This window comes from Pseudomonas linyingensis (genome assembly GCF_900109175.1).
Lineage (GTDB): Bacteria > Pseudomonadota > Gammaproteobacteria > Pseudomonadales > Pseudomonadaceae > Geopseudomonas > Geopseudomonas linyingensis.
Genome location: NZ_FNZE01000010.1, coordinates 59056 through 85665, shown reverse-complemented (window position 1 = coordinate 85665; position 26610 = coordinate 59056). Strand labels below are relative to the sequence as shown.

At 68.4% G+C, this 26610-nt stretch carries 22 protein-coding genes; 4 read left to right on the top strand and 18 right to left on the bottom strand.

Translation table 11 applies throughout. The features are described from left to right. Positions 1–68: 68 nt before the first annotated feature. From BMZ19_RS13445 to BMZ19_RS13420, 6 genes are all read right to left on the bottom strand, one after another. Positions 69–1154, bottom strand: coding sequence for an MBL fold metallo-hydrolase (locus BMZ19_RS13445; protein ID WP_090311693.1), 1086 nt, complete (start codon positions 1152–1154; stop codon positions 69–71). Continuing rightward, positions 1147–3006: a long-chain-acyl-CoA synthetase gene (locus BMZ19_RS13440; RefSeq protein WP_090311896.1), complete on the bottom strand. Its 1860-nt coding sequence runs from the start codon at positions 3004–3006 to the stop codon at positions 1147–1149. The genes BMZ19_RS13445 and BMZ19_RS13440 overlap by 8 nt, the downstream gene beginning before the upstream one ends. A gap of 40 nt (positions 3007–3046) precedes the next feature. After that, the gene (locus BMZ19_RS13435; protein WP_090311691.1) at positions 3047–4120 is read right to left on the bottom strand and encodes an alkene reductase; all 1074 of its coding nucleotides are present in this window, start codon (positions 4118–4120) and stop codon (positions 3047–3049) included. A 10-nt stretch (positions 4121–4130) separates the two neighbouring features. Next, positions 4131–4763 (bottom strand): nuclear transport factor 2 family protein, encoded by a 633-nt coding sequence (locus tag BMZ19_RS13430; RefSeq protein WP_090311690.1) that lies wholly within the window; start codon positions 4761–4763, stop codon positions 4131–4133. 75 nt (positions 4764–4838) lie between these two features. After that, positions 4839–5612 carry an SDR family NAD(P)-dependent oxidoreductase gene (locus BMZ19_RS13425; protein WP_090311688.1) on the bottom strand — a complete coding sequence of 258 codons (774 nt, stop codon included), beginning with the start codon at positions 5610–5612 and terminating at the stop codon, positions 4839–4841. A gap of 13 nt (positions 5613–5625) precedes the next feature. Next, the gene (locus tag BMZ19_RS13420) at positions 5626–6363 is read right to left on the bottom strand and encodes an SDR family NAD(P)-dependent oxidoreductase (RefSeq protein WP_090311686.1); all 738 of its coding nucleotides are present in this window, start codon (positions 6361–6363) and stop codon (positions 5626–5628) included. Between the two features lie 178 nt (positions 6364–6541). Here BMZ19_RS13420 and BMZ19_RS13415 point away from each other — a divergent pair, with 178 nt between their 5' ends. The 4 genes from BMZ19_RS13415 to BMZ19_RS13400 all read left to right on the top strand — a co-directional run bounded on the left by BMZ19_RS13415 (position 6542) and on the right by BMZ19_RS13400 (position 11475). Beyond that, positions 6542–7888, top strand: a complete 1347-nt coding sequence (locus BMZ19_RS13415; protein ID WP_244517216.1) for a spinster family MFS transporter — start codon at positions 6542–6544, stop codon at positions 7886–7888. 13 nt (positions 7889–7901) lie between these two features. Continuing rightward, positions 7902–8732 carry an alpha/beta fold hydrolase gene (locus BMZ19_RS13410; RefSeq protein WP_090311682.1) on the top strand — a complete coding sequence of 277 codons (831 nt, stop codon included), beginning with the start codon at positions 7902–7904 and terminating at the stop codon, positions 8730–8732. 52 nt (positions 8733–8784) lie between these two features. Beyond that, the gene (locus BMZ19_RS13405) at positions 8785–10914 is read left to right on the top strand and encodes an FAD-dependent oxidoreductase (RefSeq protein ID WP_090311680.1); all 2130 of its coding nucleotides are present in this window, start codon (positions 8785–8787) and stop codon (positions 10912–10914) included. A 120-nt stretch (positions 10915–11034) separates the two neighbouring features. Beyond that, the gene (locus BMZ19_RS13400) at positions 11035–11475 is read left to right on the top strand and encodes a nuclear transport factor 2 family protein (protein ID WP_090311678.1); all 441 of its coding nucleotides are present in this window, start codon (positions 11035–11037) and stop codon (positions 11473–11475) included. A gap of 8 nt (positions 11476–11483) precedes the next feature. Here the strand turns inward: BMZ19_RS13400 and dsdC are convergent, their stop codons facing one another. The 12 genes from dsdC to BMZ19_RS13340 form a co-directional block, all read right to left on the bottom strand. Beyond that, entirely contained in the window at positions 11484–12422 is a 939-nt protein-coding gene (dsdC, locus tag BMZ19_RS13395) for a DNA-binding transcriptional regulator DsdC (protein ID WP_090311676.1), read from the bottom strand. Between the two features lie 42 nt (positions 12423–12464). Next, a complete protein-coding gene (dsdA, locus tag BMZ19_RS13390; protein ID WP_090311673.1) occupies positions 12465–13817 on the bottom strand; it encodes a D-serine ammonia-lyase in 1353 nt (450 codons plus the stop codon). A 311-nt stretch (positions 13818–14128) separates the two neighbouring features. Next, positions 14129–15715 (bottom strand): amidase, encoded by a 1587-nt coding sequence (locus BMZ19_RS13385; RefSeq protein WP_090311671.1) that lies wholly within the window; start codon positions 15713–15715, stop codon positions 14129–14131. A gap of 129 nt (positions 15716–15844) precedes the next feature. Beyond that, positions 15845–16636: an SDR family NAD(P)-dependent oxidoreductase gene (locus tag BMZ19_RS13380; protein ID WP_090311670.1), complete on the bottom strand. Its 792-nt coding sequence runs from the start codon at positions 16634–16636 to the stop codon at positions 15845–15847. A gap of 158 nt (positions 16637–16794) precedes the next feature. Further along, positions 16795–18171, bottom strand: coding sequence for a DUF1329 domain-containing protein (locus tag BMZ19_RS13375; protein WP_090311669.1), 1377 nt, complete (start codon positions 18169–18171; stop codon positions 16795–16797). A gap of 298 nt (positions 18172–18469) precedes the next feature. Then, on the bottom strand, positions 18470–20158 hold the full coding sequence (locus tag BMZ19_RS13370) for a class I adenylate-forming enzyme family protein (RefSeq protein ID WP_090311668.1): 1689 nt from the start codon (positions 20156–20158) through the stop codon (positions 18470–18472). 16 nt (positions 20159–20174) lie between these two features. Next, entirely contained in the window at positions 20175–21329 is a 1155-nt protein-coding gene (locus tag BMZ19_RS13365; RefSeq protein WP_090311667.1) for an acyl-CoA dehydrogenase family protein, read from the bottom strand. 10 nt (positions 21330–21339) lie between these two features. Then, complete coding sequence (locus BMZ19_RS13360) at positions 21340–22530, bottom strand: acyl-CoA dehydrogenase family protein (RefSeq protein WP_090311666.1); 1191 nt, start codon at positions 22528–22530, stop codon at positions 21340–21342. A 182-nt stretch (positions 22531–22712) separates the two neighbouring features. Further along, a complete protein-coding gene (locus BMZ19_RS13355) occupies positions 22713–23879 on the bottom strand; it encodes an acyl-CoA dehydrogenase family protein (RefSeq protein WP_090311665.1) in 1167 nt (388 codons plus the stop codon). A 10-nt stretch (positions 23880–23889) separates the two neighbouring features. Beyond that, the gene (locus BMZ19_RS13350; RefSeq protein ID WP_090311664.1) at positions 23890–25065 is read right to left on the bottom strand and encodes a lipid-transfer protein; all 1176 of its coding nucleotides are present in this window, start codon (positions 25063–25065) and stop codon (positions 23890–23892) included. 19 nt (positions 25066–25084) lie between these two features. Next, positions 25085–25504 carry a MaoC family dehydratase gene (locus BMZ19_RS13345; protein ID WP_090311663.1) on the bottom strand — a complete coding sequence of 140 codons (420 nt, stop codon included), beginning with the start codon at positions 25502–25504 and terminating at the stop codon, positions 25085–25087. After that, positions 25476–26609 carry an acyl-CoA dehydrogenase family protein gene (locus tag BMZ19_RS13340; RefSeq protein WP_090311662.1) on the bottom strand — a complete coding sequence of 378 codons (1134 nt, stop codon included), beginning with the start codon at positions 26607–26609 and terminating at the stop codon, positions 25476–25478. Before BMZ19_RS13340 ends, BMZ19_RS13345 begins: the two co-directional genes overlap by 29 nt. Position 26610: the final 1 nt, after the last annotated feature.

Below are 26610 nucleotides of genomic sequence, written 5' to 3'. Positions count from 1 at the left end.
TGCTTTTCTCCTAATGAAGGCCAACCGGCCGCGTCGAGTTTCCGGGCGTCGCCTGCGAATGTTCGTCGTCAAAAAGGACTAGACAGGCTGCCGACCGTCTCTCCGGGCCGGGCGTGGCGATAGCGATGCACGCCTGCCACCGTCTCGCGGACCAGCAGTCCCTCGGTGATGAGGAAGTTGGTGTGGGCCAGCGTCTCGCCGATGGCCATCAGCTCGTCGAAGCGGCTCTTCAGCCGCGGGAACAGTTCGAGCATCAGCTCCGCTGCGGTGCACGACTCGCCGCAGCGCTCCAGCGTCTGGTCGAGATGCTGGCGGTGATGGGCACGCAACTGCTCCAGGCGCAGGTGCAGGCCGAAGAACGGCCGCTCGTGGGCCGGCAGCACCAGCAGGCCGTCCGGCAGCTCGGCCAGGCGGTCGAGCGAGTCCAGCCAGTCGCGTAGCGGGTCGCCGTCCGGCTCGTCGACGTTGACACCGACCGTCGAGGTGATGCGCGGCAGCACCTGATCGCCGGAAATCAGCAGACCATCCTCGGCGCTGAACAGACAGGCGTGCTCGGGCGAGTGGCCACGGCCGATCACCACCTGCCAGTTACGTCCACCAATCGGCAGCACGCTGCCCTCCCGCAGGCGGCGGAAGGCTGCCGGCGGCGTGGGCTGGTAATGCTCCTGGCGGATCAACGGCAGAAAGGCCGCCGAGTCCTCCTCGCTCAACCCGGCCAGCCGGTAGAACTGATGGAAAGCCCACTCCGGCTCGTCGCTGCGCGGCGGCGCGACGTGAATCGCCTGGTACTCGGCACGGGTCATGTACACCGGACAACGGAAGCGCGCGGATAGCCAGCCAAGCAGCCCGGAATGGTCGTAGTGAAAGTGAGTGCACACGATGGCCAGCACCGGCTGCCCTTCCAGCACCTCAACCAGTACGCGCTCCCACACGGCGCGGCTCTGCTCGGTGTTCAGCCCGGTGTCCACCACCACCCATCCGTCGCCGTGGCGCAGCAGGTAGAGGTTGATGTGATCCAGACCGAACGGTAGCGGCATCCGCAGCCACAGAACGCCGGGCGCCACCTCGAGCGTTTCGCCGGATGCCGGCGGCGCCACCCAGGGGTAGCGCAGGCCGGACTTCAGCTCATGGCCGTTGTGGTCAAGATCAGCCATGGGATTCACCGAAGGGCTGCAGGCCGATACTGGCCAGAACTTCGCGCGAATAGGGCTGGTAGGTTCCTGCGCTGTCGTCGCGCACGTAGAGCGGATCTTCGAACGCTGTCGGGGAGTAGCCCTGGCGCTGCAGATCGACCTTGCGCAGCTTGAAGGTGCTGGTCAGGTCGGCGGCCTTTGAGACGCGCACGAATACCGGTGCGGCGTAACGCGGCAGGCGCGCCTCGGTCAGCGCGTAGAAGCTGTCCGGGTCGAAGCGCTGGCCTTCCTGCATCAGCACCGCGGCCATGCCGGCGCGGCCTTCCTGGCCGGGAACCTGCACGCCGTAGATGTTGATCAGCTCCAGCCCCGGATAGTCGGACAGGGCGTCGGAAACCTCGAGGGTCGAGACGTTCTCGCTCTTCCAGCGGAAGGTGTCGCCGATACGGTCGACGAAATAGCAGTAGCCGTCCTCGTCGTAGCGCAGCAGATCGCCGGAACTCCAGTAGGCGTCGCCCTTCTGGAACACGTCGCGCAGGATCTTCTTCTCGGTGGCCTCGGCCGAGGTGTAGCCCTCGAAGCGGCCGCCGCCGATGTCCGGATGGTCGACGATGAAGCCGATCGCCTCGCCCACTTCGCCCGGCTGGCACAGCTGGTAGAAGCCCTGCTCGTCGCGCGGGTGGGAGTCGCTCTCGATGTCGTAGCGCACCAGGCGCAGGTTGGTCTTTTCCCAGTACGGCACGCGACCGCAGGAGCCGACGCGGTTGTCGACGTTGACCAGGTTGGCGTTGGATTCGGTCGAGCCCCAGCCCTCGAAGATCTGCACCTCGCCGAAACGTTCCACCCAGCGCTGCCACGAATCCAGGGTCAGGCCGGCGCCGAGCATGGCACGCAGGCTGTGCTCGCGGTCGTTCGGAGCTTCCGGCAGGTTGAGCAGGTAGCGGCAGATCTCGCCGATGTACTGGCAGACGGTGATGCCGTTACGGCGCACGTCGCTCCAGAACTCGCGCACACTGAAGCGCCGGCGCACGACGATGGCGGCGCCGCCCTTGAGCGCGGTGGAGGTCACCGAGGTAGCCGCGGCGCCGTGGTAGAGCGGCAGGCAGCAATAGAACACGTCCTGCGGGGTGACATCGAGCGTCACCACCATCACATCGCCCGAGCACATCCAGCGCATGTGGCTGTAGCGCGCCGCCTTGGGCAGCCCGGTAGTACCGGAGGTGAAGATCAGCAGGGTCGGCGTTTCCGCCGTCAGCCCGGCACGCAGCTCGCGGCTCACCGCCAGACGCGAGGCCTGGGCGACTTCCACGGCGAAGCGGCAGTCCGCGTGCTCGAGCAAGGCGCGCTCGGCCGGCTTTTCCTCATCCGGCACCAGCCACAGCGGCAGTGCCGGCAGGCCCTCGGTGGCGACGAAGTTGGCCAGGCACTCCTCACCCACCAGCACCGCGCTCGCTCCGGTAGTTTCCAGCGCATGCACCAGCGGCCGGCCGCTGACCTGGGTATTGATAAACGCCACCACCACGCCGAGCTTGACCAGGCCGAACCAGGCGAAGAAGAACTCCGGACGGTTCTCCAGGGCCAACGCGCATACGTCGCCGGCCTTCAGGCCACGGGCCAGGGCGGCATGCGCCACCTGGTTGGCCCGCGCGTCCACCTCCGCATAGCTGAAGCGCTGCTCGCCGTAGATCAGCAGCGGCCGTTCAGCATAGCGCTGCGCCTGCTCCTCCAGGCGGTCGGCAATGGTATAGATGTCGCGCGGCTTGATCAGCGCGCTGGCCGCGGCGCGGCGGTCGAGTTTCGCCTGGGTCACCTCGCGGGCCACCGGCACGTCTTGCTGGATAGCCACCACGGGCGGCTTCATGCGGTCGTTCATGTTCACCTCTGAATTCATACGTGCACCGGCCTTTCGGCCATCACATTGCCGGCACCGGCCAGCGCGGGTAGTCGAGGTAGCCGCGCGGCCCTGCCGTGTACAGGGAACTGCGGTCGAAGCCGGCCAGCGGCGCGTTGACGCGCAGGCGCTCTGCCAGGTCCGGGTTGCCGATGTAGTGACGGGCGAAGGACACCGCCTCGCCCTGCCCGGCCTCGATGGCCTGGCGCGCGCTGTGGCCGTCGAAGCCGTCGTTGAGGATCAGCGCGCCCGGGAAGTGCGCGCGGGCCAGGGCGAAGGCGTCGAGGCCGGCGACCGGCGAACGCATCACGTGCAGGAAGGCCAGGCCCAGCGGAGCGATGGCGTCGAGCAGCGCCGCCGCGGTGGCGGCCGGATCGCTGTCCACGCTGTCGTTGTAGGGGTTGCCGGGGCAGATGCGCAGGCCGACCCGGCCCGGGCCGATGGCCTCGGCCATGGCGGCGAGCACCTCGACGGGGAAGCGCACGCGGTTTTCCACGCTGCCTCCGTACTGGTCGGTGCGCTGGTTGCTGCCTTCGGCCATGAACTGCATCGGCAGGTAGCCGCTGGTGCAGTGCAGCTCGACGCCGTCGAAGCCGGCGGCGCGGGCGTTGCGCGCGGCCTGGGCGAACTCGGCGATCACCTCCTGGACCTCGGCGGTGCTCAGCGCCACGGGCTCGTCGGTGTCGACCATGCCGGCGGCGTCGCTGAACAGCTGGGTGCGCGCGCGCAGCGCCGAGGGTGCCACGGTCGGCGCGCCGGCCGGCTTGTTGTGGTGACTGGAGACCCGACCGACGTGCATCAGCTGCAGGACGATGCGTCCGCCGGCGGCATGCACCGCCTGGGTGACGCTGCGCCAGGCGGCGATCTGCGCGGCGTTGTAGATGCCGGGGGTGCGGCAGTAGCCGAGGCCGGCGGCCGAGGGCGCGGTGCCTTCGGCGACGATCAGCCCGGCGCCGGCGCGCTGGGCGTAGTACTCGACCATGTCGAGGGTGGGCATGCCGTCGGCAGCGGCGCGGCTGCGCGTCATCGGCGCCATCACCACGCGGTTGGCCAGTTCGATATCGCCGAGGCGAATGGGTTGGAATAGCGGATTCATGGTGGCCTCCTCAGCGCACGCGGATCTTGGGAGCGCCGGCACCGCGGCGCAGGGTGGCGAGGAAACCTTCCAGCGGCGCCGGCTCGGCGACCTCGGGCAGGGTTTCCTTGTCCGGGCGCGCGGCCCAGAACTCGGTCCAGGAGGGGAACAGGTCGTGGAAGGTGCCGTGATAGGGCTCGCGGCCGGGCCAGCGCATCTTGCGCTCGCCGATCGGCGGCTTGTTGAGGTCGGTGGCGTACCAGTAGCAGGGCAGGCGACGACGGAAGTACCAGCGGCCGTCGATGCGCTGGTAGTCGTCCCAGTAGAGCATCTGCATGATCACCCACTCGGGGCCGGTCTCGTGCTCGTTCTTCGAATACACCACGCCGGTGGCGTGGTCGGCGTCGACGAACTCGATGATGTGCTGGCCGAGGTGGTGCGAGGTGCCGTCGAACTGGTTGCGCAGGGTGTCGTCGAGCCAGCTCTTCAGGTGCGCGCGGCCGACTTTTTCGCGGCCGACGCGGATGTCCGGGGCGAACAGGTTGACGTGGGCATCGAGGTCGCGCATGTCCAGCGACAGCGAATACTTGCCGGCCAGCTGGCGGATCTCCTCGATGGACTCGAGGCGGTCCAGGCGCGCGGCCAGATTATTGTTGTTGTCCATTCAGGTTGCCCTTGCTGCGGGTGATTCGGTCCCGCGCAGGCGTTGGCGCCTCGCGCGGGTGGTTGGCGCGCGGCGTTACTCGAGTACGGTGTACAGGTCCGAGCTGCGCCCGCCGTCCACGGTCAGGCTCGCGCCGGTGACGTAGGAGGCTTCGTCGGAGGCCAGGAACAGGATGGCGTTGGCCAGCTCCACCGGCTCGCCGGCCCGGCGCAGCGGGATCAGCTTCTCGGTGTTGGCGCGCGCCTTGTCGTCGGCCAGCATGCCGGCGGTGGCCGGGGTGGCGACCACGCCGGGGATCACCACGTTGCAGCGGATGTTGGCGGCGGCGCCCTCGGAGGCGGCGGCACGGCTGAAGTTGATCACCGCGGCCTTGGCCGCCGAGTAGCCGGCCATCCAGGCGGTGCCGAACAGGCCGCAGATCGACGCCAGGTTGACGATGGAACCGCCGCCCTGCTGCTGCATCAGGCGCATCGCGGTGCGGGTGCCCCAGAAGGTGCCGTCCACGGTGGTGGAGAAGTTGCTATGCCAGATATCGGTGTCGGTTCCGGTGATGGCGCCCCAGCTGTAGGCCATGGCGTTGTTGACCAGGATGTCCAGGCGACCGTGGCGCTGGGCCGCTGCCTCGATGGCGGCGACGAAGGCCTGCTCGTCGCTGACGTCGGCGACCACGCATTCGGCGTTGCCGCCCTTGTCGCGGATCGCCGCGACCACCGCTTTCAGCGGCTCGGCACGACGGCCGCAGATGACCACGATGGCGCCTTCCTCAGCGAAGCGGTGGGCGGTGGCCTCGCCGATCCCCGAGCTACCGCCGGTGATGAAGGCGACCTTGTTTTGCAGACGTGCTGTCATCGTTCTCCCCTCCTCAGATGAAGGCCATGCCGCCGTTGACGGCGATGTTCTGACCGGTGATGAAGCTGGCGTCGTCGCTGGCCAGGAAGGCGGCGACCTTGGCGATCTCGTCCGGCTCGCACATGCGGCCGAGCGGGATGGCCTTGACCATGCTCTGCATCCAGTCGTCGGGGATGCCGGCCATCATCGGGGTGTTAGTCGGACCGGGAACGATGGTGTTGACGCGGATCTGGCTGGGGGCCAGCTCGCGGGCCAGGCTGCGGGTCAGGCCCATTACCCCGGCCTTGGAGGCGCAGTAGTGGCTCGGCCCTTCGCCGGAGATGGCCGCAGTGCTCGACAGGTTGACGATCACCCCGCCCTGGCCGCCCTGGTGCATCAGGCGCGCGGCCTCGCGGCTGCACAGGAAGGTGCCGGTGAGATTCACGCCGATGACGCGCAGCCAGTGCTCGTCGGGAGTGTCGAGGAAGGCGTCGACCGAACCGACGCCGGCGTTGTTGACCAGCACGTCAAGACGGCCAAAACGATCGACCACGGCGGCCATGGCGGTGGCTACCGAGGCACCGTCGGCGACGTTGCAGACCAGCGCCAGGGCGCTGCCAGCGGGCAGGCCCTCGATGGACTCGCGGGCGGCGTCCAGGTTGATGTCCGCCGCCACCACTGCGGCGCCCTCGGCGGCGAAGCGGCGTACCATCGCACGCCCCATGCCTTGCCCTGCTCCGGTGACGAAGGCCACCTTGTTCACCAGCTTCATGTGCGTTCTCCCGCAAGCGAATGTCCCAGCGCGGCGGGGGAAGTCCCGCAGCGACCACGGACTCATGATTGGCGGCAGGTCGGGGAAGAACATCGTCCGATTTGACGATGCTCGTGGCGGGAGCAAAGCGGAGCCTGCCACTCAATCTTTGCAGAAGAACAACAAGAGGAACCTGCTCGTGAACTCACATGCGCGTGTCACCTGGCGTACCCACTACGCCCTGGCGGTGCTGACCGTCATCTACGTGTTCAACTACATCGACCGACACTTGATGGCGATCCTCATCGAGCCAGTGAAGGCCGAATTCGGCATCTCCGACACCCAGATTGGTCTCCTTTCCGGGCTGACCTTCGCCCTTTTCTTTACTCTGTTTGGCTTCCCGCTCGGCCGGTTGTCCGATCGCATCGGCCGCAAGCCGGTCATCGCGCTGTCCTGCATCGCCTGGAGCGCGATGACCATGCTCTGCGGCCTGGCCGGCAGCTTCCTGTTCCTGCTGCTGGCGCGCATCGGCGTGGCCATCGGCGAGGCCGGCGGTACCGCGCCGTCGATGGCGATGGTCTCCGACCTCTACCCGCCGCAGCGCCGCTCCACCGCTCTCTCGGTGCTGATGCTCGGCTCCAGCCTCGGCGCGGTCTTCGGTCTCGGCCTCGGCGGCTGGATCGCCCAGCACTACGGTTGGCGCACTGCCTTCGTGGTCATTGGCGCCCCCGGCATCCTCCTCGGCATCCTGCTGTGGGCCACAGTCCGCGCACCCAAGCCGTCGCTGCCGGCCAGCCGCGCGACTAGCCAAGGACAGATACAGGAGAGTTGGTTTCAAACCATCGCCTTACTGTTCCAGACCCCGGCCTTCTCATGGATCGTGCTGACCGGTGCCAGCGCAGCCATCGCCGGTTATGCCATCGGCACTTGGAGCCCGAGCTTCCTGATTCGCTCCCATGGCCTCACCGTGCAGGAAGCCGGCATGCTGGTCGGCGTGGTCGGTGGCAGCTGCTCGGCCATCGGCACCGTCACCTGCGGCTGGCTCACCGACCGCATGGTGCGCCGCGACGTCGGCTGGCAGATCGGCGTACCACTACTCGGCACCCTGCTCAGCATCCCCTTCGGCCTCGGCTATTTCCTCTGGCCGCAGGGCGTCGCCTTCGAGGTGGGCAGCATCACCGTGCCGCAGGCCTTCCTGTTTTATATCGGCTTCGGCTTCTTCGGCACCTGGTGGGCGACCCCCTGCCTGGGCGCGATCAGCCACCTATTCCCGGCCACCCGCCTGGCCCAGGCCACCGCGATCTTCGTGATGGGTATGACCCTGCTCGGCGTCGGCCTCGGCCCGCTAGTCACCGGCATGCTCAGCGACTACTTCACCCCCATCGCCGGCAGCGAGGCCCTGCGCTACTCGCTGGCCGCCTCGATGTCCCTGCTGGTGCTGGCCGCGCTGTTCCTCGCCATCGCCCTGCCGCGCTACCGCCGCCAGCTGGCCGGCCAGGTCTCGCCCGGCAACGCCGCCACCACCACTGCCACTGCAACCGCCTGATCCGGAGAACCCGATGACTGCTCAAGACCTCCCCCTCCCCCTCGGCCACTTCGCCACCCTGCCCGACGGCCTGCGCCTGCACTACCTCGACGAGGGCCAGGGTCCGGTGGTGCTCTGGCTGCACGGCAGCGGCCCGGGAGCCAGCGGCTTCAGCAACTTCAAGGCCAACTACCCGGTGTTCGCCGCGGCCGGCTACCGCAACATCGTCCTCGACCTGCCCGGCTTCGGCCGCTCGGACAAGCCCGAGGACACCGAGTACTGCCTGGACTTCTTCGTCGCTGCGCTGAACGCCTTCCTGACCACCGTCGGCATCGAGCGCTGCACCCTGGTCGGCAACTCGCTGGGCGGTGCCATCGCCCTCGGCCAGGCGCTGGCCCATCCGGCCACCGTCGAGAAGCTGATCCTCATGGCGCCGGGCGGCCTCGAGGAGCGCGAGACCTACTTCCAGATGGAAGGCATCCAGCGCATGGTCGAGGTGTACAGCGCAGGGCCGATGGGCGTCGAGGAGATGCGCCAGGTGATGACCCTGCAGCTGTTCGACCCGGCGCTGCTCGACGACACCCTGCTCGCCGAGCGCGCCGCGGTGGCCGCCACCCAGCCGCGCAGCCTGTTCGCCGGCATGCGCGTGGCCAACATGACCGAGCGCCTCGGCGAGCTGACCTGCCCGGTGCTGGCATTCTGGGGCACCGTCGACCGCTTCAACCCGGTCGGCGGCGCGCTCAAGCTGCTGGAAAACGCCCCACAGGCGCGCTGCCTGCTGCTCAACCGCTGCGGCCACTGGGTGCAGGTCGAGCACACTGAACTGTTCAACCGCAGCTGCCTCGACTTCCTGGCCGAAGCGTGAACAATCAAGCGGGTTGCGGCGCCGCCGCCCGCCAGCAAGGGACGATCCGATCATGACCAGCTTCACCCACCTGCTCGCCCCCGGGCGCATCGGCAAGCTCGAACTGCGCAATCGCATCGTGATGGCGCCGATGGGCTCCAACTTCGCCGAAACCGACGGCAACTGCGGCGAGCGCATCCAGGCCTACTACGAAGAACGTGCCGCTGGCGGCGCCGGCCTGCTGATCATGGGCGTGTGCGCCATCGCCTACCCGGCTGGCACCGCCGAGCCCTACCAGGTCGGCGTGTCCTCCGACGACTTCCTGCCCGGTCTGTCCGCCCTGGCCAGCCGGGTGCACAAGCATGGCGCGAAGATCGCCATGCAGCTGCAGCACGCCGGCAAGAACGCCGTGCGCGACATGGCCGAAGGTCGGCCGATCTGGGTGCCGTCGCTGCCGCCGCCAACCAAGACTGACATGATGGCCGCCCTCACCCCCGAGGAGCTGGGCAACTTCGTCAGTTCCGCCAGGCGCCGCGATGGCGGCGCCGCCATCCGCGTGATGGACAAGGCCGACATCGCGCAGATGGTCGAGTGGTTCGCCGCCGCCGCCGAACGTGCCCAGCGCGCCGGCTTCGACGGCGTGGAGATCCATGCCGCGCACAACTACATCATCGCCGGCTTCCTCTCGGCCTATTACAACCAGCGCGACGACGAGTACGGCGGCCCGCTGGAAAACCGCGCGCGCCTGCTCATGGAAGTACTGGCGGCGGTACGCGCGCGCGTAGACGCCGACTTCCCGGTGTGGCTGCGCCTGGATGCCTACGAGCTGCGCACCCCCGGCGGCATCACCCTGGAGGACGCCAAGACCGTGGCGGTGATGGCCGCCGCTGCCGGCGCCGATGCGGTCAGTGTGTCCGCCTACGCCGCGGTCACCGAGGGCGTGGCCTTCACCGAAGCGCCGCTGGTCCAGCAACCGGCGGGCTTCCTCGACTGGGCCGCAGCGATCAGGAAGGAAGTCGACATCCCGGTGATCGCCGTCGGCCGCATCGAACCGGATGTCGGCGACACCGCCATTGCCCAGGGCCGCTGCGACTTCATCGCCATGGGCCGCAAGCTGCTGGCCGACCCCGAGCTGCCCAACAAGCTGGTCGAAAACCGCGCCGCGGATATCCGCCCGTGCATCTACTGCTACGTCTGCGTCAGCCAGATCTTCATCAACCAGCGGGTCAAGTGCGCGGTCAACCCGCGCACCGGACACGAGGCGGACATCGTCATCAGCCCAGCCGCCACGCCACGCCATGTGGTGGTGGTCGGCGGCGGCCCGGCCGGCATGGAAGCGGCGCGGGTGGCCGCACAGCGCGGCCATAGGGTGACCCTGCTGGAGCGCAGCGACCGCCTCGGCGGCACCCTGTTCTTCGCCGCCCTCGCCTACCCGGAAAACGGCCGTCTGCTCGACAACCTGGTCCATCAGGTGCGTAACCTGCCGATCGAGATCCGCTTCAATAGCGAGGCCACACCCGAACTGCTGCGCGAGCTGAACGCCGACGCGGTGCTGGTGGCCAGCGGTGCACGCCGCGCCGCGCCGGCCATTCCCGGCGCCGAACAGGACCATGTGTGGAGCGGCGACGAGCTGCGCCGCCTGCTCACTGGCGACCGCGCCGACGAGATCGCCAAGCGCAAGCTGTCGCTGGCCCAGCGGGCAATGATGAAGGCTGGCAGCCTGGTCGGCGTCACCGACAGCACCGCCGCCATGCAGAAGCTCTCGCACGTGTGGATGCCGCTGGGCAAGCGCGTGGTCATCGTCGGCGGCGGCCTGGTCGGCCTGGAGCTGGCCGAGTTCCTCATCGAGCGCGGCCGCGAGGTCTGCGTGCTGGAGAGCGGTCCGAGCCTCGGCCGCGAGTTGGCCATCGTGCGCCGCTGGCGCGTACTGCACGGCATCCAGCAGCACGGCGGACAGCTGCTCACCGGCGTGCAGGTCAGCAGCATCGGCCGCAACAAGGTCAGCTATGTCACTGCCGAGGGCGCCACCGTGGAGGTTCCGGCCGACTCGGTGGTCCTCGCCAGCGGCGCAGAGCCGGACGACAGCCTGGCCCGCAGCCTGACCGCCAGCGGCCTGCCGGTCAGCCGCATCGGCGACTGCGAGCAGCTCGGCTACATCGAGGGCGCCATCCGCTCCGGCATGCTCGCCGGCTGCGAGGTCTGAGCCCGGCGAGTCCCCTGTAGGGGCGAATTCATTCGCCAATGACGCTGGAAGGCGAATGAATTCGCCCCTACAAATCGGGAAGCCGGCTTCACTCGATTGCTCTATCCAGGAAGACTACCCATGACCGACGCGACTCTTTCCATCAGCAATCTGCTCTACCGCTACGCCGAAGCCATTGACGCCGGCCAACTTGAAGAGGCCGCTGCGCTGTTCTGCCATGCGCGCATCCACGCCGGCGGCAACGGCACGCTGGACGACGCCGGCCTGCTCGCCCTGTGGCGGCGGATCATCGTCATCTACCCCTGCGGCACGCCGCGTACCCGTCACCTGATCAGCAACCCGATCATCGAGATCGACGAGGCAGCGGGCACGGCCACCGCGCGCTCCTGCTACACGGTGTTCCAGGCGACCGAACAGCTGCCGCTGCAGGCCATCGCCAGCGGCCGCTACCTCGACCGTTTCGCGCGCATCGACGGGCAGTGGTGCTTCACCGCGCGGGAGTATCGGCTGGACCTGACCGGCGACCTCAGTCGGCACCTGCAGGTGGCGACGGTACGCTGAGCCGTCGCTCACTGCGTCCCGGCGCACTCCCTGAGCCAGTCGATCAGCGCCTGCAGCCGTCTGGGCATCGGCTCATGTGGGGGATGCACCAGGAAGTAGCCCTGCCCTTTCGTCTCGATGAAGCCGCCGAACGGCAGCACCAGTTCACCACTCTCGATGCGCTGGCGGACCAGCTGTTCTCGGCCGATCGCCACGCCGCCGTGGTGCAGGGCCATGGTCACGCACAGGTCCGAACGGTCGAAGCTCAGGCAGAACTCGGGCAGATATTCCGTTGCGCCCGTCGCGCGCGCCCACAGCCGCCACTCCGCATCGAACGCGGCGTTGTCCCAGGCCGCGACGTCATGCAGGAGGGTGCACTGGCTCAGACGCTCGGGGTGCCCGTGCAGCTGGAGCCGGCGGGCGTACTCCGGGCTGCACACCGGCGCGATCCGCTCGCGCATCAGTTGGCTGCTCGCCAGCCCCGGGAACTCGCCATTCGAGTAACAGAGGACGAGATCGATGTTCCGCGTCCGGTAGTCGATGCGCTCGTTGCCCACCCTGATGTCCAGCTGCACCCCCGGATAGCGGGCGGTGAAGTCGGCCAGTCTGGGCACCAGCCAGCACTGCGCCACCGAAGGGCTGACATAAAGGGTCAGCTGCCCGGCGATCTGCGCATGCGCGCGCTCCTGCAGCGCCTCGGACAACGCATCCATGGTGTCCTGCATGATCCGGAAGATGCGCTCCCCGTCGTCGGTCAGGCGCACCTTCCTCGGCAGCCGGTGGAACAGCTTGAGCGCGAGCTCCTCCTCCAGCCGGGCGATCCGGTGGCTGACGGCGCTGGGCGTCAGGCACAGCTCGCCGGCCGCCCGGGAGAAGCTCAGGTGGCGGGCGGCGATCAGGAAGGTGTGCAGGTTGGCCAGATGCGCTCCGCTGAGTCTCGGCCCGCTGGCGAAACCGGTCTTCGACATCGCTACGCTCCTCTCTCGTTACCCGCAGCCCATGCCGGCCAATTATGCCGAGGGGTGCTGCAGGCTGCGGCCTTTGTCGAGGTAGGCGGCAAACTCCGCCTCCGGCACCATGCTGCCGCCCGTGCCCCATACCAAGTGCGTGGCGTTCGCCAGCTTCTCGGGAGTGGCGCCGATGCGCTGGAGATAATCACGGTCGCGCAACACCCTCACCATGCCCGGCACGCCCGCCAGGGCCGAGGGCTCCAGGCGGACCTGTTCCTCCTGCCAGGCGATGTCCAGCAGCCGGTACAGCTCCTCGTCGGTGACGGTGTAGTAGCCGTCGATCAGGCGCTGCATCGCCCTGCCGACGAAGCCGGACGGCCGGCCGACCGCCAGGCCGTCGGCGGCCGTGACGTTGTCGATGCCGAAGTCCTGGACGCTGACCGCATCGTGCAGCCCGGTGTACACGCCCAGCAGCATGCAGGGCGAGTGGGTCGGCTCGGCGAAGATGCAGTGCACCGCGTCGCCGAAGGCCAGCTTGAGCCCGAAGGCGACCCCGCCGGGGCCGCCGCCCACGCCACATGGCAGGTAGACGAACAGCGGATGCTCGGCTTCGACCAGCACGCCGGCACGCTCGAACTGCTGCGCCAGACGTTCCGCCGCGACGGCGTAGCCGAGGAACAGGTGCGGCGAGTTCTCGTCGTCGACGAAATAGCAGGCTGGATCGGCTTCGGCCTGCCGGCGCCCCTGCTCCACCGCGACGCTGTAGTCCGATGCGTATTCGATGACGGTGACGCCACTGGCCCGCAGCTTGTTCTTCTTCCACTGCCGCGCATCCGCCGACATGTGCACGATCGCCTGGAAGCCGAGCCTGGCGCTCATGATGCCGATGGACAGACCAAGGTTGCCGGTGGAACCCACCGCGATCCGGTACTGGCTGAAGAACGCGCGTGCCTCGGCGCTGTCCAGCGCGGCGTAGTCGTCGCCGGGGCGGATCAGCCCGGCCTGCAGGGCGAGGTCTTCGGCATGCTTGAGCACTTCGTGGATACCCCCGCGCGCCTTGATCGAGCCGGAGATGGGCAGCTCGTTGTCCGTCTTCAGCCACAGCGTACCGCTGTCCGCCAGGCCGGCCTCGTCGAGCAGCCGGCGCTGCAGCACGGGCACGGGCACGATCCCCGACTCGATGATCCCGCCCGCGGCGGCGGTCTCCGGGAAGACCTTGGCGAGGTACGGCGCAAAACGCTGCAGCCGGGCACTGGCCTCTGCCACATCCGCCGCCCCCAGGCCCACATCGGCCAAGGCGCTGGCGACAGGCGCGATGCCCGGGTTGAACCAGGCGGTTTCCCGGAGCGCCACCAGCTCCCGAATCAGCGGGTGTCTGGCGCACCAGGCATCGGGGGTCTTGCCGTGAATCATGGATGTTCCTGTCGTCTGTCCAGTGGTTGGTGAGCGGCTGCTGACTTGCACCAGACCAGGCTGGCGAGCGACAGCATGCCGCCGAGGCCGTGTCTGGATGAATTAGAGAGCAGTGCCCATTCACGTACAAACGATGATTCATCAGCTCATGGATGAACCGAGATCAACCATGAGTCTGTGGGTAGCCTGGATCGGCGCCTATCCGGCCTGTCAGGCACCGACGGCTATGCCAGACGGCAGGCCAAAACGACGCGGGCCGGTGCCCCCGTTGAGGACACCGGCCCGCGCCATGGCAAGGTCGAAAGGTCGCTTCAGATAGCCGCCCGGCGCATGCTCCACGGACGCTCGCGCTCCAGCTGCCCGGCCAGACGAAACAGCACCCCCTCGCCGCCCAGGCGCGCGGTGAACATCATGCCCACCGGCAGGCCGCTTTCGCTCCAGCCGGAGGGCATCGACATCGCCGGCTGGCCGCTGACGTTGGCGAGCACGGTGAAGGCTGCGCTGCCGGTGGCGGCGCTGGCGTAGTCCTCCCAAGGCTGGCTGAGGCGCAGCTTGCCCAGCTCCGGGGTGAGCGTGGCGGTGACCGGAGAGAGGATCACATCGTAGCGCTCGAACACGGTTTCCATCGCCAGGCTGATCGCCTCGAACGACTGCCGCGCGCGGTACAGCGCTTCGCCGCTGACACCTTGGGCGCGCTCGATCACCTTGCGGGTGACCTGCTCGAGATCATCAGCACCGGCGCTGCGGCCGAGCAGTTGCTCGCGGTCGCGGATGCTGGTCAGCAGGGCCGTGCCGGTGACCGCGCCATGGGCGCCGAACACCTGCTGCGGCTGCACCGGCAGCGGGATCTGCTCGATCTCGTGGCCGAGGGACAGCAGCAGCTTGACCGTGTCGTCGAGCACCCGGCGGGTATCGGCATCGAGGGCCAGGCCGGTCAGCGACTGGTCGAGCAGCGCCACGCGCAGCTTGCCCGGATCGCGGCCGACCTCGTCGGCGAAGGGGCGCTCCAGCGCCGGCAGCCAGTATGGGCTGCCCGGTTCGTGGCCCTGGCCGACGTCCAGCAGCAGCGCCGAGTCGCGCACGCTGCGCGACACCACGTGGGCGGCACTGGCGCCGAACCAGCTCTCGAAACGGCCAGGACCGCTGGGCGTGCGGTAGCGGCTGGGTTTGAGGCCGAACAGACCGCAGTAAGACGCCGGAATGCGGATCGAACCGCCGCCGTCGGTGGCGTGGGCGGCCGGGACGATGCCGGCGGCCACCGCCGCGGCCGCGCCGCCCGAGGAGCCGCCGGCGCTGTGCGCCAGGTTCCAGGGGTTGCGAGTCTGCCCCCACAGCTGCGACTCGGTGGTGGTGGTCAGGCCGAACTCCGGTACCGCCGTCTTGCCGAAGGCCAGCGCGCCGGCGGCCTCGTAACGGGCGATCAGGGTGCTGGTGTACTTGGCGGGCGGGGCGTCCTTGAAGAAGCGCGAGCCGTTGCTGGTCGAGGTGCCGGCCAGGAAGGTGTTGAGGTCCTTGACCAGCATGGGCACGCCGGCCAGCGCGCCCTCGCGGGCCAGCCCCTGGCTGCGCAGGGCCGCGATCCGGCTGCGAGCATAGTCGTCGTGGCGCATCACCACGGCATTCACCTTGGGGTTGACCGCATCGCAGCGGCTCAGCGCCGCGGCCAGCAGCTCCTGGGCGCTGATCGCGCCGCGGCGCACCTGCTCAGCCATCGCCGTGGCGTCGAGCGCAGCGTACTCGCGTTGCGAGATCCCGGCATCGGCGGCGAAGCCGAAGCGCGGCAGCAGGCTCACGCCGGCCAGTATGGCGCCGGCCTTGAGCAGTTGCCTCCGCTGAATCTGAGGTCCGTCGTCAGCCTCGATCTGTTGTTGGCCCTGATGCACACCCGCCTTTTCCATTATTTTCGCCTCTGTTCGTTGTGATTCGCTCGTTTTTCGGCGCCTTGCCGTATGCGGCCTGCAGGGGCGAATTCATACGCCTGACAGGGCCGCGTTGGCGAATGAATTCGCCCCTACAGAGCTGTGCGGTCAGTCTTTCACCTGCGGCGCCCAAGCCACGCCGTTGATATGCGCCCCGCCGTCGACGAACAGGGTGTTGCCGGTCAGGTAGCGGGCATCGTCGCTAGCGAGGAAGGCGGCGACCGGGCCGATGTCGTCGAGCGGATCGCCGACGCGTCCCATCGGATTGGCGGCAGCGATGACCGCGGCATTGTCCGGATTGGCACTGGCGAACTTGCGGTAGGCCTCGCTGATTGCGCCGGGGCAGATCACGTTGCAGCAGACCTGATCGGCGGCCCATTCGCGGGCGGCGCTACGGGTCAGGGTGCGCAGGGCTTCCTTGGCGGCATTGTAATCGGCGCTGTACAGATGGGCGTTGACGCCGTTGAGCGAGCACAGGTTGATGATGCGCCCGCCACCGTGCCTCCTGAACTCTGGAAGAGCCGCCTGCATGGCCCAGAAGGCGGCCATCACCGCCATATCGAATCCAGCGCGCAGGCGCTCGTCGCTGAGGTTCTCCAGGCGGGCGAAGCCGGAGCCGCGCCAGGCGTTGTTGACCAGGATGTCCAGACGGCCGAAGCGGGCGATGGCTGTAGCCACCATGGCCTGCACCTGGGCCTTGTCGGTGACGTCGACGCGCTGGAAGGCGGCGTCCACGCTCCAAGTCTCGCGCAGCCAGGCTGCGGCCTGTTCGCCGGCGACGGCGTCGATTTCCGCCACCAGCACACTGGCGCCCTCGCGGGCCAGCGCACCGGCGATGCCGCGACCGATGCCCATCCCGGCGCCAGTGACGATGGCCACCCGCCCCTTCAACTTGCCCATGCTCCACTCCTGGTGCGCCTTGCGCAGAGCGCCTCGCCGGCCATCCGGCAGGAGCGAGCCCGCTGCGCCACAATGACGATGCCGCCCGCCGGTCGGGCGGGCGGCATGGTTTGACCGTGCCGGCTGAGGCATCAGCCGCAGCCGGCGTACAACTGGGCTCAGCGGCCGAGGCCGCGGATGGCGTCAGCTGTGTACATGGTGGGGACGAACTTGCCCTCGTTGAGGATCGGCCCGCGCTTGGACTCGTTGGTCATGGAGTAGCCGACGTACTGTCCGGAGTTCAGGTCGTGATAGAAGGACGAGCCTGCCTGCCAGGCGCTCATGTCGGGGTGGTAGTAGTAGTTGATGAACGCGTACTTCCACAGCTCACCGCGGGCATCGTAGTTGTCCGCCATCACCGCGCTCCAGGTGTCCTCGTCGACGAACATCACGCGCTTGCTGTACAGGTGGCGATAGCCTTCCTTGATGGTTGCCTCCAGCACCCACACCCGGCGCAGCTCGTGACGCAGCACATCGGGGTTGGGATGGTTGGGCGTCAGAATGTCCTCATACTTGACCTCGCCGCTGTTGGCCTTGAAGGCGTTGGCGGGAATGTACATCTCGCGCTTGCCCAGCAGCTTCCACTCGTAGCGTTCGGGCGAGCCGTTGAACAGGCGGTCCTCGTCGATGATCATGGTGCCGTTGGTACCAATCATCGGCTGGTCGAAGCCATAGCCCGGCAGCTGGCGCACGCGCCGGGTGCCCGGGTTGTAGGTCCAGGCCTGGCGGTCGCTGGTCTCGAAGTTGTAGGGCTCGTGGGAGATGTTCATGGTGCCCTTCTCGCGCTGGGGAGAAAGGGTGGTATTCCAGCTCATCGCCTGCATCCCGCTGGCAGTGTCCGGCTCGACCTTGGGATCGTTGGCCTGCGACATGTTGCGCTGCCAGGTGCGTCCCCAGGCGACTTTGCCGTTGGGCAGCACGCTGGCGATGTCGCGGATGTTGTCCTCGGTAAAGGCGCGCGCCGGCAACTGGTGGTTCCACAGCACTTCCATGGCGCTCTTCGGGATCGGGAACGGCACCTGGCCAAGGCCCTTGACGCCCATGCCACCGTTCTCGATCTCGGCGGTCAGCGCGTTCTTCTTCGCCCGCTCGCAAACGTAGTCCGGATAGCGGAAGTCGCGGTGCCCCGGGTAGACGTTGATCTTGTAGGTCTCAGGATAGCGCTTGAGCAGTGCCTTCTGCCCTTCGCTCAGACGCTCGGCGTACTGAGCCATGTTCTGCGCGGTGATCACGACGACCGGCTTCTCGTCGGCGTAGGGATCGACCGGCTTCGAGCCGGAGAAAAGCACGTGGTTCCAGCCGGGCACCTCTCCCAGGTACTTGCCGGTGAATGCGGGAATGCTGCCGTCCGCGTTGCCGGCGCGCTCGGCGCCGGTGCAGGTGAGTTCCTTGCCGAGCTTGGCGGCTTCCTCGGGGCTTACCTTGGCGTGGGCGCTGGCGATCAGGCCTGCATTGACCGCCAGCGCTATGGCTAGCGCAACACCTTTTCTGTTCATTGTTGTTGGTCTCCGATGGGGTGGTCCGGCTTTCGAGCCGGAGTCCATGTTTCCCAATGCAGAGACTCCGCATCATCGTCCATCAGGACTACAGAAACCGCTTGCCGCCGGGAGGCAGTCGCATGAATGGCTTCATAGCCCGGTCATCCGCTGTAGGGGCGAATTCATTCGCCTGACCGGGGCCACGCTGGCGAATGAATTCGCCCCTACAGACCGGGAAAACGCCAGCGCCCGCACCCGAGTCTTCCAAGGAAGCTCGGGGGCGGGCGCCGTCTGGCAGGTGTACTGAAAGCGACTTCTAGCGCAGGAAACGGCGCAGGAACTCCTCGCGCAGCTCGCGCTTGAGCAGCTTGCCGGAGGCGTTGCGCGGCAGTTCGGCGCTGCTCAGCAGGATATGCTCGGGCACCTTGAAGGCGGCCAGGTGCGCGGCGATATGGCTGTGCAGGGTCAACTCGTCCACCCCGCTGCCCTCGCGCACCCGCGCCACCAGCGCCACCGACTCGCCCATGCGCTCGTCCGGCACGGCGAAGGCGGCCGCCTCGAGCACCCCGTCCAGCCCGCTGGCGCAGGCCTCGACCTCGGCAGCGGCGATCTTCTCGCCGCCACGGTTGATCAGATCCTTGATGCGGTCGGTGATGCGCAGGAAGCCCTCCTCGTCCAGGTAACCGACATCGCCTGTGGCCAGCCAGCCCCCCTGCAGCGCCTCGGCGGTGGCCTCTGGCTGATTCCAGTAGCCGCGCATCAGGGTTGGCGAACGCAGCCAAATCTGCCCTTCCGCGCCGGGCGCCTGGGGCGAGTCGGGGGAGTCGCCGATGTGCACCTCGACGATGGGCAGCGGCCAGCCGACGCAGGCCGGCTTGTAGGAAAACTGGTCGCCGCCGATGGCCGCGCCGAGACTGTTGCTCTCGGTCATGCCGTAACCGGTGCCGCCGATGGCGTTCGGCTTGACGCTGGTCAGTTGCGCCAGCAGCCCCGGGTTGGCCGCCGCGCCGCCTAGCCCCAGGCCGAACAGGCTGGCGGTGGCGTCGCTGGCGAAACGTGGCGAGGCCAGCAGCTGCTGCATCATCGCCGGCGAGCCGCTGAACTGGGTGCAACGCTCGCGCTCGATCAGGTCGAGGGCGCGCTCGGCGTCCCACTTGTACATCAGCACCAGGCGCCGGCCGCCGCGTAGGGCGAGCAGGAACTGCGCGTGCAGACCGCTGACGTGGAACAGCGGCACGGCCATCAGGGAGGTCGGCGCGAAACCACTGTCCAGCAGCGCGCGGATGCGTCCGGGCGAGCTCATCGCCGCGAAGGCGCCCTGGAACTCCAGGGCGGCCAGCGCCTGGCATACGGCACGATGGGTGGACAGCACGCCCTTGGGCTTGCTGGTGGTGCCAGAGGTATAGAGGATCAGCAGCGGGTCGTCGGCCTGGAACGCCAGCGCTGGCAGAGGCGCCACCGCCTCGGCGATCAGCGCCTCGTAGTCATGTACCCGAGCGCTCACCCCTGTGGCAGCGACCGCGATGGCCTGCAGGTCGAGCGGCTCGAGGTCGCCCTCGATCAGCGCCAGGCGCTGCGCGTCGCAGAGCAGCACCCGCGACCCGGAATCCTCCAGGCCGTGCAGCAGTTCCTCGCGCTGGCCCCAGCTGTTCAGCGGCACCACGATGGCGCCGCTGGCCACCGCGGCGACAAAGGACACCAACCAGGCCGGCTGGTTGCGCATGGCGATGGCCACGCGGTCGCCCTTCTGCACGCCGAAGCGGCCGCGCAACTGCGCGGACAGGCGGTCGACCTGGGCGAAGAACTCGGCGAAGGTCAGCCGCTGCTCCTCCCAGACCACGAACTCGCGCTCGCCATGCGCGCGCCCGGCGTTCAGCGCGGTCAGCAGGTCCGGCGCGGCATTGCGGAAGTAGCGCGGGCCGCCATCGTCGGGCGTCACCACCTCATAGGGCGAGCCGGAGCCGATCAGTTGCTGCCAGGCGGCTTTCCATTGTTCCACCGTCATGTCGTGTCTCCTGGGCTCAGACCTGGGCGTCGCTCAGCGCGCCATAGCGCTGGCAGTGGTAGTCGCTGTCGCCGAGGCAGGCCTGGGCGACGCGGATGCGCTTGAGGAACAGGCCGACATCCAGCTCGTCGGTGACGCCGATGCCGCCGTGCAGCTGCACCGCCTCGTTGCTCACCTTGTCGGCAGCGACGCCGGCCTTCCACTTCGCCAGACTGGCCAGGCGGCCACGCTCGGTCGCGCTCAGGCTGGCGTCGTCGAGGGCGGCCAGGCCGCCCATCACCGCGCTGCGTGCCAGCGCCAGTTCCACGTACAGGCGGGCGGCACGGTGCTGCAGAGCCTGGAAGGAGCCGATCGGCGCATCGAACTGCACACGGGTCTTCAGGTAGTCGAGGGTGGTTTCGAACAGCTGCTGGGCGGCGCCGAGCAGCTCGGCGGCCAGGCACACCCGGCCGCGGTCCAGCGCCTGCTCCAGCACGGCCAGTCCGTTGTCGAGTTCGCCGACCAGGGCATCGGCCGGCACGACGACGCCATCGAAGTGCAGGCGCGCGCAGTTGCGCGAATCGATCAGCGTCGCCGGGGATGCCGTCAGGCCCGGCGTATTGGCTTCGACCAGCAGCAGGCTGAGGCCGCTCTCTTCGCCGCTCTGGCCGGCGGTACGGGCCACCACCAGATAGGCATCGGCTTGCAGGCCGTCGACCACGAACAGCTTGTCGCCGCTCAGGCGAAAACCGTCTGCGCTGCGTTCGGCGCGCAGGCTGGTGGCCAGCGGGTCGTGACGGCCGCGCTCGTCGATGGCCAAGGCCAGGCGCTTGTCGCCGCCGATCAGCGCCGGCAACCAGTGCGCCTGCTGGGCGGACGAGCCGGCCAGCTGCAGCAGCGAGCCGCCGAGCACCACACTGGACAGCAGCGGGCTGGCGCTGAGGTTGCGGCCGAGCTGCTCGAACACCGCGCCCAGGCTCTGGCAGCCGAAATCCAGGCCGCCCTGTTCCTCGGGGAACGGAATGGCGCTCCAGCCCAGCTCGACCATTTCGCGCCACAGGGCGGCGTCGAAGCCGAGCGGCGCCTTGTCGTCGCGCAGGCGCCGCTGCGCAGCCACCGGGCTGCGCGCGGCGAGAAACTCGCGGGCGGTATCGGCCAGCAGGCGTTGTTCTTCGCTATATACCAGGCTCATTGCGCGCTCCTCACTTTGCATCCGGCAGGCCGAGCACACGCTTGGCGATGACATTGAGTTGAACCTCCGAGGCACCGCCGGCGATGGTCAGGGCAAAGCCGTTCAGCCAGGCTCTGGTGATCGCCAGCTCCTCGTCGGTGAAGGCCTCGCCTTCCCAGCCGAGGGCGTGGTAGCCGAGGGCGTCGAGGAGGATCTCGAACTTTTCACGATCCTGCTCGCTGTGCACCAGCTTCATGATCGCCATCAGGCCGGAGACATCCTGACGGCTGCGCGCCTCCTCGCCCATGCGCTGCACGGTGAGGGCGTAGGCGTGCTCGTCCATCGCGCAGGCCAGTGCGCGTGCGCGCAGGGCCTGGTCGGCCGCGCTGCGCGGCTCGGGCAGGTAGCGCTCGAGCAGTGGCATCAGGTGGAAGTGGTTCGGCAGGCTGGTCTCGCCGAACTTGGACATGGCCTTGCGCTCGTGCTGCAGCAGGCTCTTGCCCAGGGTCCAGCCACCGTTGAGCGGGCCGATCAGCTGGCTCTTCGGCACCTTGACGTTGTCGAAGAACACCTGGCAGAACGCCGACTTGCCGCTGATCAGGTCGATCGGACTGACGCTGATGCCGGGCGAGCGCATGTCCAGCACGATCAGGCTGATGCCCAAGTGCTTGGGCGCCTTGGCGTCGGTGCGCACCAGGGCATACATCCAGTCGGACTTGTCACCGTAGGAGGTCCAGATCTTGGTGCCGTTGACCACGAAGTGGTCGCCCTCGTCGCGGGCGCTGGTCTTCAGGCTGGCCAGGTCGGAGCCGGCGTTGGGCTCGGAAAAGCCCTGGCACCAGCGGATCTCGCCGCGCGCCATCGGCGGCAGCAGCGCCCGCTTCTGCTCCTCGCTGCCGTATTCGAGCAGCACCGGGCCAAGCATCCATATCCCTAAGTTGATCTGCGGCGGCCGGCACTTGAGCCGGCGCAGCTCGCTTTCCAGCACCGCCAGCTCGGCCGGCGACAGTCCGCCACCGCCGTATTCGCGCGGCCAGTCCGGGCAGAACCAGCCCTTGTCGCGCATGCGCTCGAACCACAGGCGCTGGTCTTCACTGCTGAATTCGATCTTGCTGCCGCCCCACACCAGCTCGCCCTCGGGCGTCGGGGTGCGCAGCGAGTGCGGGCAGTTGGCTTCGAGCCAGGCCCGCGTTTCCTGACGGAAATCGTCGATCGCGCTCATCTGTTGTTGTCCTTCTGTCGTGCGCCGGAGGCCATCAAACGACTGGCCTCCGGCGGCAATGTAGCGGATTTCGCCCCCGGAGGTATCTCCCGGTGTGGCACTCGGGTATGCCTGTATTGGCGAATTCATTCGCCAATACACCGTGGCAAGGCGAATGAATTCGCCCCTACAAGCGCATACCCTCAGCGCCCGCGCGGCATGCCGAGGCCGAACTGGGCGATCAGCTCGCGCTGGATCTCGTTGGTGCCGCCGCCGAAGGTCAGGGTGACCGAGGCGCGCACCTCGTAGTCCAGCTCGCCATGCAGCATGGAAGCCGCCGAGCCCTCGCGGACCAGACCGTTGGCACCGACGATCTCGGACAGCTTGCGCAGGATCTCGATCACCGATTCGGCGCCGTAGACCTTGGTGGTCGAGGCCAGCGCCACATCCATGCGCCCGTGCTCGAGGTCGGCGGCGATGCGGAAGTTGATCAGGCGCATGGCTTCCAGGCGCGCGTAGCATTCGGCCAGTGCGCTGCGCACCCAGGCCTTGTCGATGGCGCGGCGGCCCTGCTCGTCGGCACTCTTCGCCCACAGGTAGACGCGGCGGAACAGCCCGGCCACCTTGTCCGACCAGGAGCCAAGGCCGAGGCGCTCGTGGTTGAGCTGCGCGGTGATCAGCCTCCAGCCACCGTGCAGCTCGCCGACCAGCATGTCGGCCGGCACCTTGACGTTGTCGTAGTAGGTCGCCGCGGTGGGGTTGCTGCAGGTCGGAATCACCGTGTGCGAGAAGCCGGGCAGCCTGGTGTCGAGGATCAGGATCGACACACCCTTGTGGCGCGGACGCTCCGGGTCGGTGCGCGCGGCCAGCCAGATGTAGTCGGCCGCCTCGGCGCCGGAGGTCCACAGCTTGTTGCCGTTGACCACGAAATGGTCGCCTTCCGGACGCGCGGTGGTCTTCAGCACCGCCAGGTCGGAGCCGGCGTCCGGTTCGGAATAGCCGATGGCGAAGATGATCTCGCCGGCGGCGATGCCGGGCAGGAACTTCTCCTTCTGTAGCGCGCTGCCGTGCTCCATCAGCGCCGGACCGACCGTGCTGATGGTGACGAACGGCAGCGGCGCGCCGGCGATGTTGGCTTCCTCGAAGAAGATCAGCTGCTCGGTGGCGGCATAGCCCTGGCCACCGTGCGCCTTCGGCCAGCCCACTGCCAGCCAGCCGTCGCGCCCCATCTGGCGGATGGTCTGGCGATACAGGTCGCCGCCTTCCTTGCCGCGCAGCTCGCTGCGCAGCTCCGGGGTCATCAGGTTCTGGAAGTAGTCCCGCACCTTCAGGCGCAGGGCGTGTTGCTCGGGGGTCAGATCGACGAACATGTCGCGCTCCTTATGCTGCGCCGAGGATCAGGCCGCTGGTGGGCACGCCGGTGCCGGCGGTGACCAGCACGTTCTCCGCGCCGGCGACCTGGTTGACCGAGGTGCCGCGCACCTGGCGCACGCCCTCGGCCACGCCGTTCATGCCGTGGATGTAGGCCTCGCCCAACTGGCCGCCGTGGGTGTTGATCGGCAGGCTGCCGCCGCGGGCGTGCAGGCCGTCGCGGATGAAGTCCTTGGCCTCGCCGCGCTTGCAGAAGCCGAACTCCTCCAGCTGCGGCAGCACGAACGGGGTGAAGTGGTCGTAGATCACCGCGGTCTGCAGGTCCTGCGGGCCGAGGCCGGACTGCGCGTACAGCTCCTTGGCCACCACGCCCATCTCCGGCAGGCCGGTGATGTCCGCGCGGTAGAAGGAGGTCATGCTCTGCTGGCCTTCGGCGATGCCCTGCGAGGCGCCCTTGATGATCACCGGCTTCTGGCGCAGGTCGCGGGCGCGTTCGGCCGAGGTGATGACCATGGCCACCGCGCCGTCGGACTCCTGGCAGCAGTCGAGCAGGTGCAGCGGCTCGCAGATCCAGCGCGAGGCCTGGTGCTCCTCGAGGGTGATCGGCTTGCCGTAGAAGAACGCCGCCGGGTTGGTGGCGGCGAAGTCGCGTACCGCCACGGCCACGCGACCGAAATCCTCGCTGGTGGCGCCGTAGGTGTGCATGTAGCGCTGGGCGAACATGCCGACCCAGGCGGCCGGGGTATGGAAGCCATGCGGCATGTACCAGCCGTAGTTGACCGCGTCGTAGATCGGCGCGCCGCCGAAGTCGTGCGGCTTGCCGAAGCGGTACCAGGAGCGCTCGTTCATCGCCCGGTACACCACCACCACCTTGGCCACGCCGGTGGCCACGGCCATGGCCGCATGCATCAGCGGCGCGCAGGCGCCGCCGCCGCCGTGGGGGATCTGCGAGAAGAACTTGACGTTCTTGCAGCCGAGCAGGCGCGCCACTTCGTATTCGGGCACGTTGTCCATGGTGTAGGAGCTGAAGCCCTCCACCTCGGACGGGTCGATGCCAGCATCGGCCAGCGCGCCCAGGGTCGCTTCCATGGCCAGGCGCAGCTCGGTGCGCCCGGAGTTCTTGGAGAATTCAGTGGCACCCAGCCCGACGATGGCGGCGCGCCCGGAAATCGATGTATCGGTCATTGTTCTGCGCTCCCGCGTATCAGGGCAGGACCAGCGTGGCCGTACCGGTCACGTGGTTGCCCATGGAGTTCTTGCCTTTCAGCGTCACCTGCACGGTGCGGCTGGCGGCATCCTGGCTGGTCACTTCGCCACTGAAGGTCATGGTGTCGCCCGGATAGTTGGGCGCACCGAGCTTGATCTTCAGGTCGGCGAAGCGCGCGGCGGGGCCGGCCCAGCTCTCGACGTAGCGCTGCACCAGGCCGCTGGTGGTGAGGATGTTCATGAACACGTGGGGCGAGCCGAGCTCGCGCGCGGCGTCCTTGTCGTGGTGGCCGGGGAAGTAGTCGCGGGTGGCGATGGCGCCGGCGGCAATCAGCTGCACGGTGATCGGGATCGCCAGCTCCGGCAGCGCTTCGCCGGGGCGCACGTCGTCAAATGCCTTGGTTTTCATCGAGGTCATATTTCCATCCCAGCTTGTCGTTGTTGGCCAGCCAGTCGCCGAGGCGCTCCAGGCTTGCGGCAGCGCCGCCCAGGGTGATGCCCAGGGCGCGACTCCAGTAGAGGTAGCGGTGGATCGGGTAGGTCAGGTCGACGCCGATGCCGCCGTGCACGTGTTGCGCCTTGTGGCCGACCAGATGGCCGGCCTCGCAGGCGAGATACTTGGTCGCCAGCGCCTCGGCGGTCGCCGGCAGGCCAGCGTCGAGGCGGTAGACCAGCTGCCACAGCGACGAGCGCAGCGCTTCGAGGGCGATGTGCGCGTCGGCCATGCTCATCTGCACCGCCTGAAAGCTGCCGATGGCGCGGTCGAACTGGCGGCGCTCGCTGACGTACTCGACCGTGCGGCGGATCTGTTCGGCGGAAACGCCCAGCTGCAGGGCGGCCAGCGCGGCGATGGCGCGGCTTTCCAGCCAGTCCAGCGCGGCCTCCGGCAACACTTGGTCGGCGCCGATCAGTACGCCGTCCAGCTGCAGGTCAGCCACCGCTTCGCCGTGGGTCAGCACGCCGCAGGTGCGCGTCACGCCCGCGGTATCCAGCTCCAGCAGGACCAGTCGCGGACCCTGCGGGAACTGCGCGACCACCACGGCAGCGCCGGCCTGGCCGCCCTGCGGCAGCGCCGCAACCCGGCCCTCCAGGCTCCAGCCGCTGACCCGCGGGCGGGCTTCCAGCTCGATGCCCAGCGCTCGGCCCTGGCCGTCCAGCGACAGGCCAAGCAGCAGCGAATTCTCGGCTGCCGCCCGCACCAGCGGCAGGGCGCGCTCGCCGCCGAAGCGGCCCAGCAGCGCCGCCGCCAGCTGGTGACGCCACAGCGGCACCTGCCCCAGCGCGCGGCCCTGCGCCTCCAGCACCAGCATCAGCTCGGTCATGCCCAGGCCGCTGCCGCCGAAGTCCTCGGGGATGGCCAGGGCGTGCAGGCCGGTTTCCACGCAGCTCTGCCACAGCGTGGCCATGAACGGCTCGCCGGAGCCGTCAAAGGCGCGCAGACGCTCGTCCGTGCAGTAGTCGGCGAACAGGCTGCCGGCCATCTCGGCGATGGCGCGCTGTTCCTCGTTCAGTTCGAAATCCATG

Bases quoted from the DNA above. Each gene is read 5' to 3' on its own strand.
- BMZ19_RS13445 (WP_090311693.1), bottom strand. From the start codon at position 1,154: ATGGCTGATCTTGACCACAACGGCCATGAGCTGAAGTCCGGCCTGCGC.
- BMZ19_RS13440 (WP_090311896.1), bottom strand. From the start codon at position 3,006: ATGAACGACCGCATGAAGCCGCCCGTGGTGGCTATCCAGCAAGACGTG.
- BMZ19_RS13435 (WP_090311691.1), bottom strand. From the start codon at position 4,120: ATGAATCCGCTATTCCAACCCATTCGCCTCGGCGATATCGAACTGGCC.
- BMZ19_RS13430 (WP_090311690.1), bottom strand. From the start codon at position 4,763: ATGGACAACAACAATAATCTGGCCGCGCGCCTGGACCGCCTCGAGTCC.
- BMZ19_RS13425 (WP_090311688.1), bottom strand. From the start codon at position 5,612: ATGACAGCACGTCTGCAAAACAAGGTCGCCTTCATCACCGGCGGTAGC.
- BMZ19_RS13420 (WP_090311686.1), bottom strand. From the start codon at position 6,363: ATGAAGCTGGTGAACAAGGTGGCCTTCGTCACCGGAGCAGGGCAAGGC.
- BMZ19_RS13410 (WP_090311682.1), top strand. From the start codon at position 7,902: ATGACTGCTCAAGACCTCCCCCTCCCCCTCGGCCACTTCGCCACCCTG.
- BMZ19_RS13405 (WP_090311680.1), top strand. From the start codon at position 8,785: ATGACCAGCTTCACCCACCTGCTCGCCCCCGGGCGCATCGGCAAGCTC.
- BMZ19_RS13400 (WP_090311678.1), top strand. From the start codon at position 11,035: ATGACCGACGCGACTCTTTCCATCAGCAATCTGCTCTACCGCTACGCC.
- dsdC (WP_090311676.1), bottom strand. From the start codon at position 12,422: ATGTCGAAGACCGGTTTCGCCAGCGGGCCGAGACTCAGCGGAGCGCAT.
- dsdA (WP_090311673.1), bottom strand. From the start codon at position 13,817: ATGATTCACGGCAAGACCCCCGATGCCTGGTGCGCCAGACACCCGCTG.
- BMZ19_RS13385 (WP_090311671.1), bottom strand. From the start codon at position 15,715: ATGGAAAAGGCGGGTGTGCATCAGGGCCAACAACAGATCGAGGCTGAC.
- BMZ19_RS13380 (WP_090311670.1), bottom strand. From the start codon at position 16,636: ATGGGCAAGTTGAAGGGGCGGGTGGCCATCGTCACTGGCGCCGGGATG.
- BMZ19_RS13375 (WP_090311669.1), bottom strand. From the start codon at position 18,171: ATGAACAGAAAAGGTGTTGCGCTAGCCATAGCGCTGGCGGTCAATGCA.
- BMZ19_RS13370 (WP_090311668.1), bottom strand. From the start codon at position 20,158: ATGACGGTGGAACAATGGAAAGCCGCCTGGCAGCAACTGATCGGCTCC.
- BMZ19_RS13365 (WP_090311667.1), bottom strand. From the start codon at position 21,329: ATGAGCCTGGTATATAGCGAAGAACAACGCCTGCTGGCCGATACCGCC.
- BMZ19_RS13360 (WP_090311666.1), bottom strand. From the start codon at position 22,530: ATGAGCGCGATCGACGATTTCCGTCAGGAAACGCGGGCCTGGCTCGAA.
- BMZ19_RS13355 (WP_090311665.1), bottom strand. From the start codon at position 23,879: ATGTTCGTCGATCTGACCCCCGAGCAACACGCCCTGCGCCTGAAGGTG.
- BMZ19_RS13350 (WP_090311664.1), bottom strand. From the start codon at position 25,065: ATGACCGATACATCGATTTCCGGGCGCGCCGCCATCGTCGGGCTGGGT.
- BMZ19_RS13345 (WP_090311663.1), bottom strand. From the start codon at position 25,504: ATGACCTCGATGAAAACCAAGGCATTTGACGACGTGCGCCCCGGCGAA.
- BMZ19_RS13340 (WP_090311662.1), bottom strand. From the start codon at position 26,609: ATGGATTTCGAACTGAACGAGGAACAGCGCGCCATCGCCGAGATGGCC.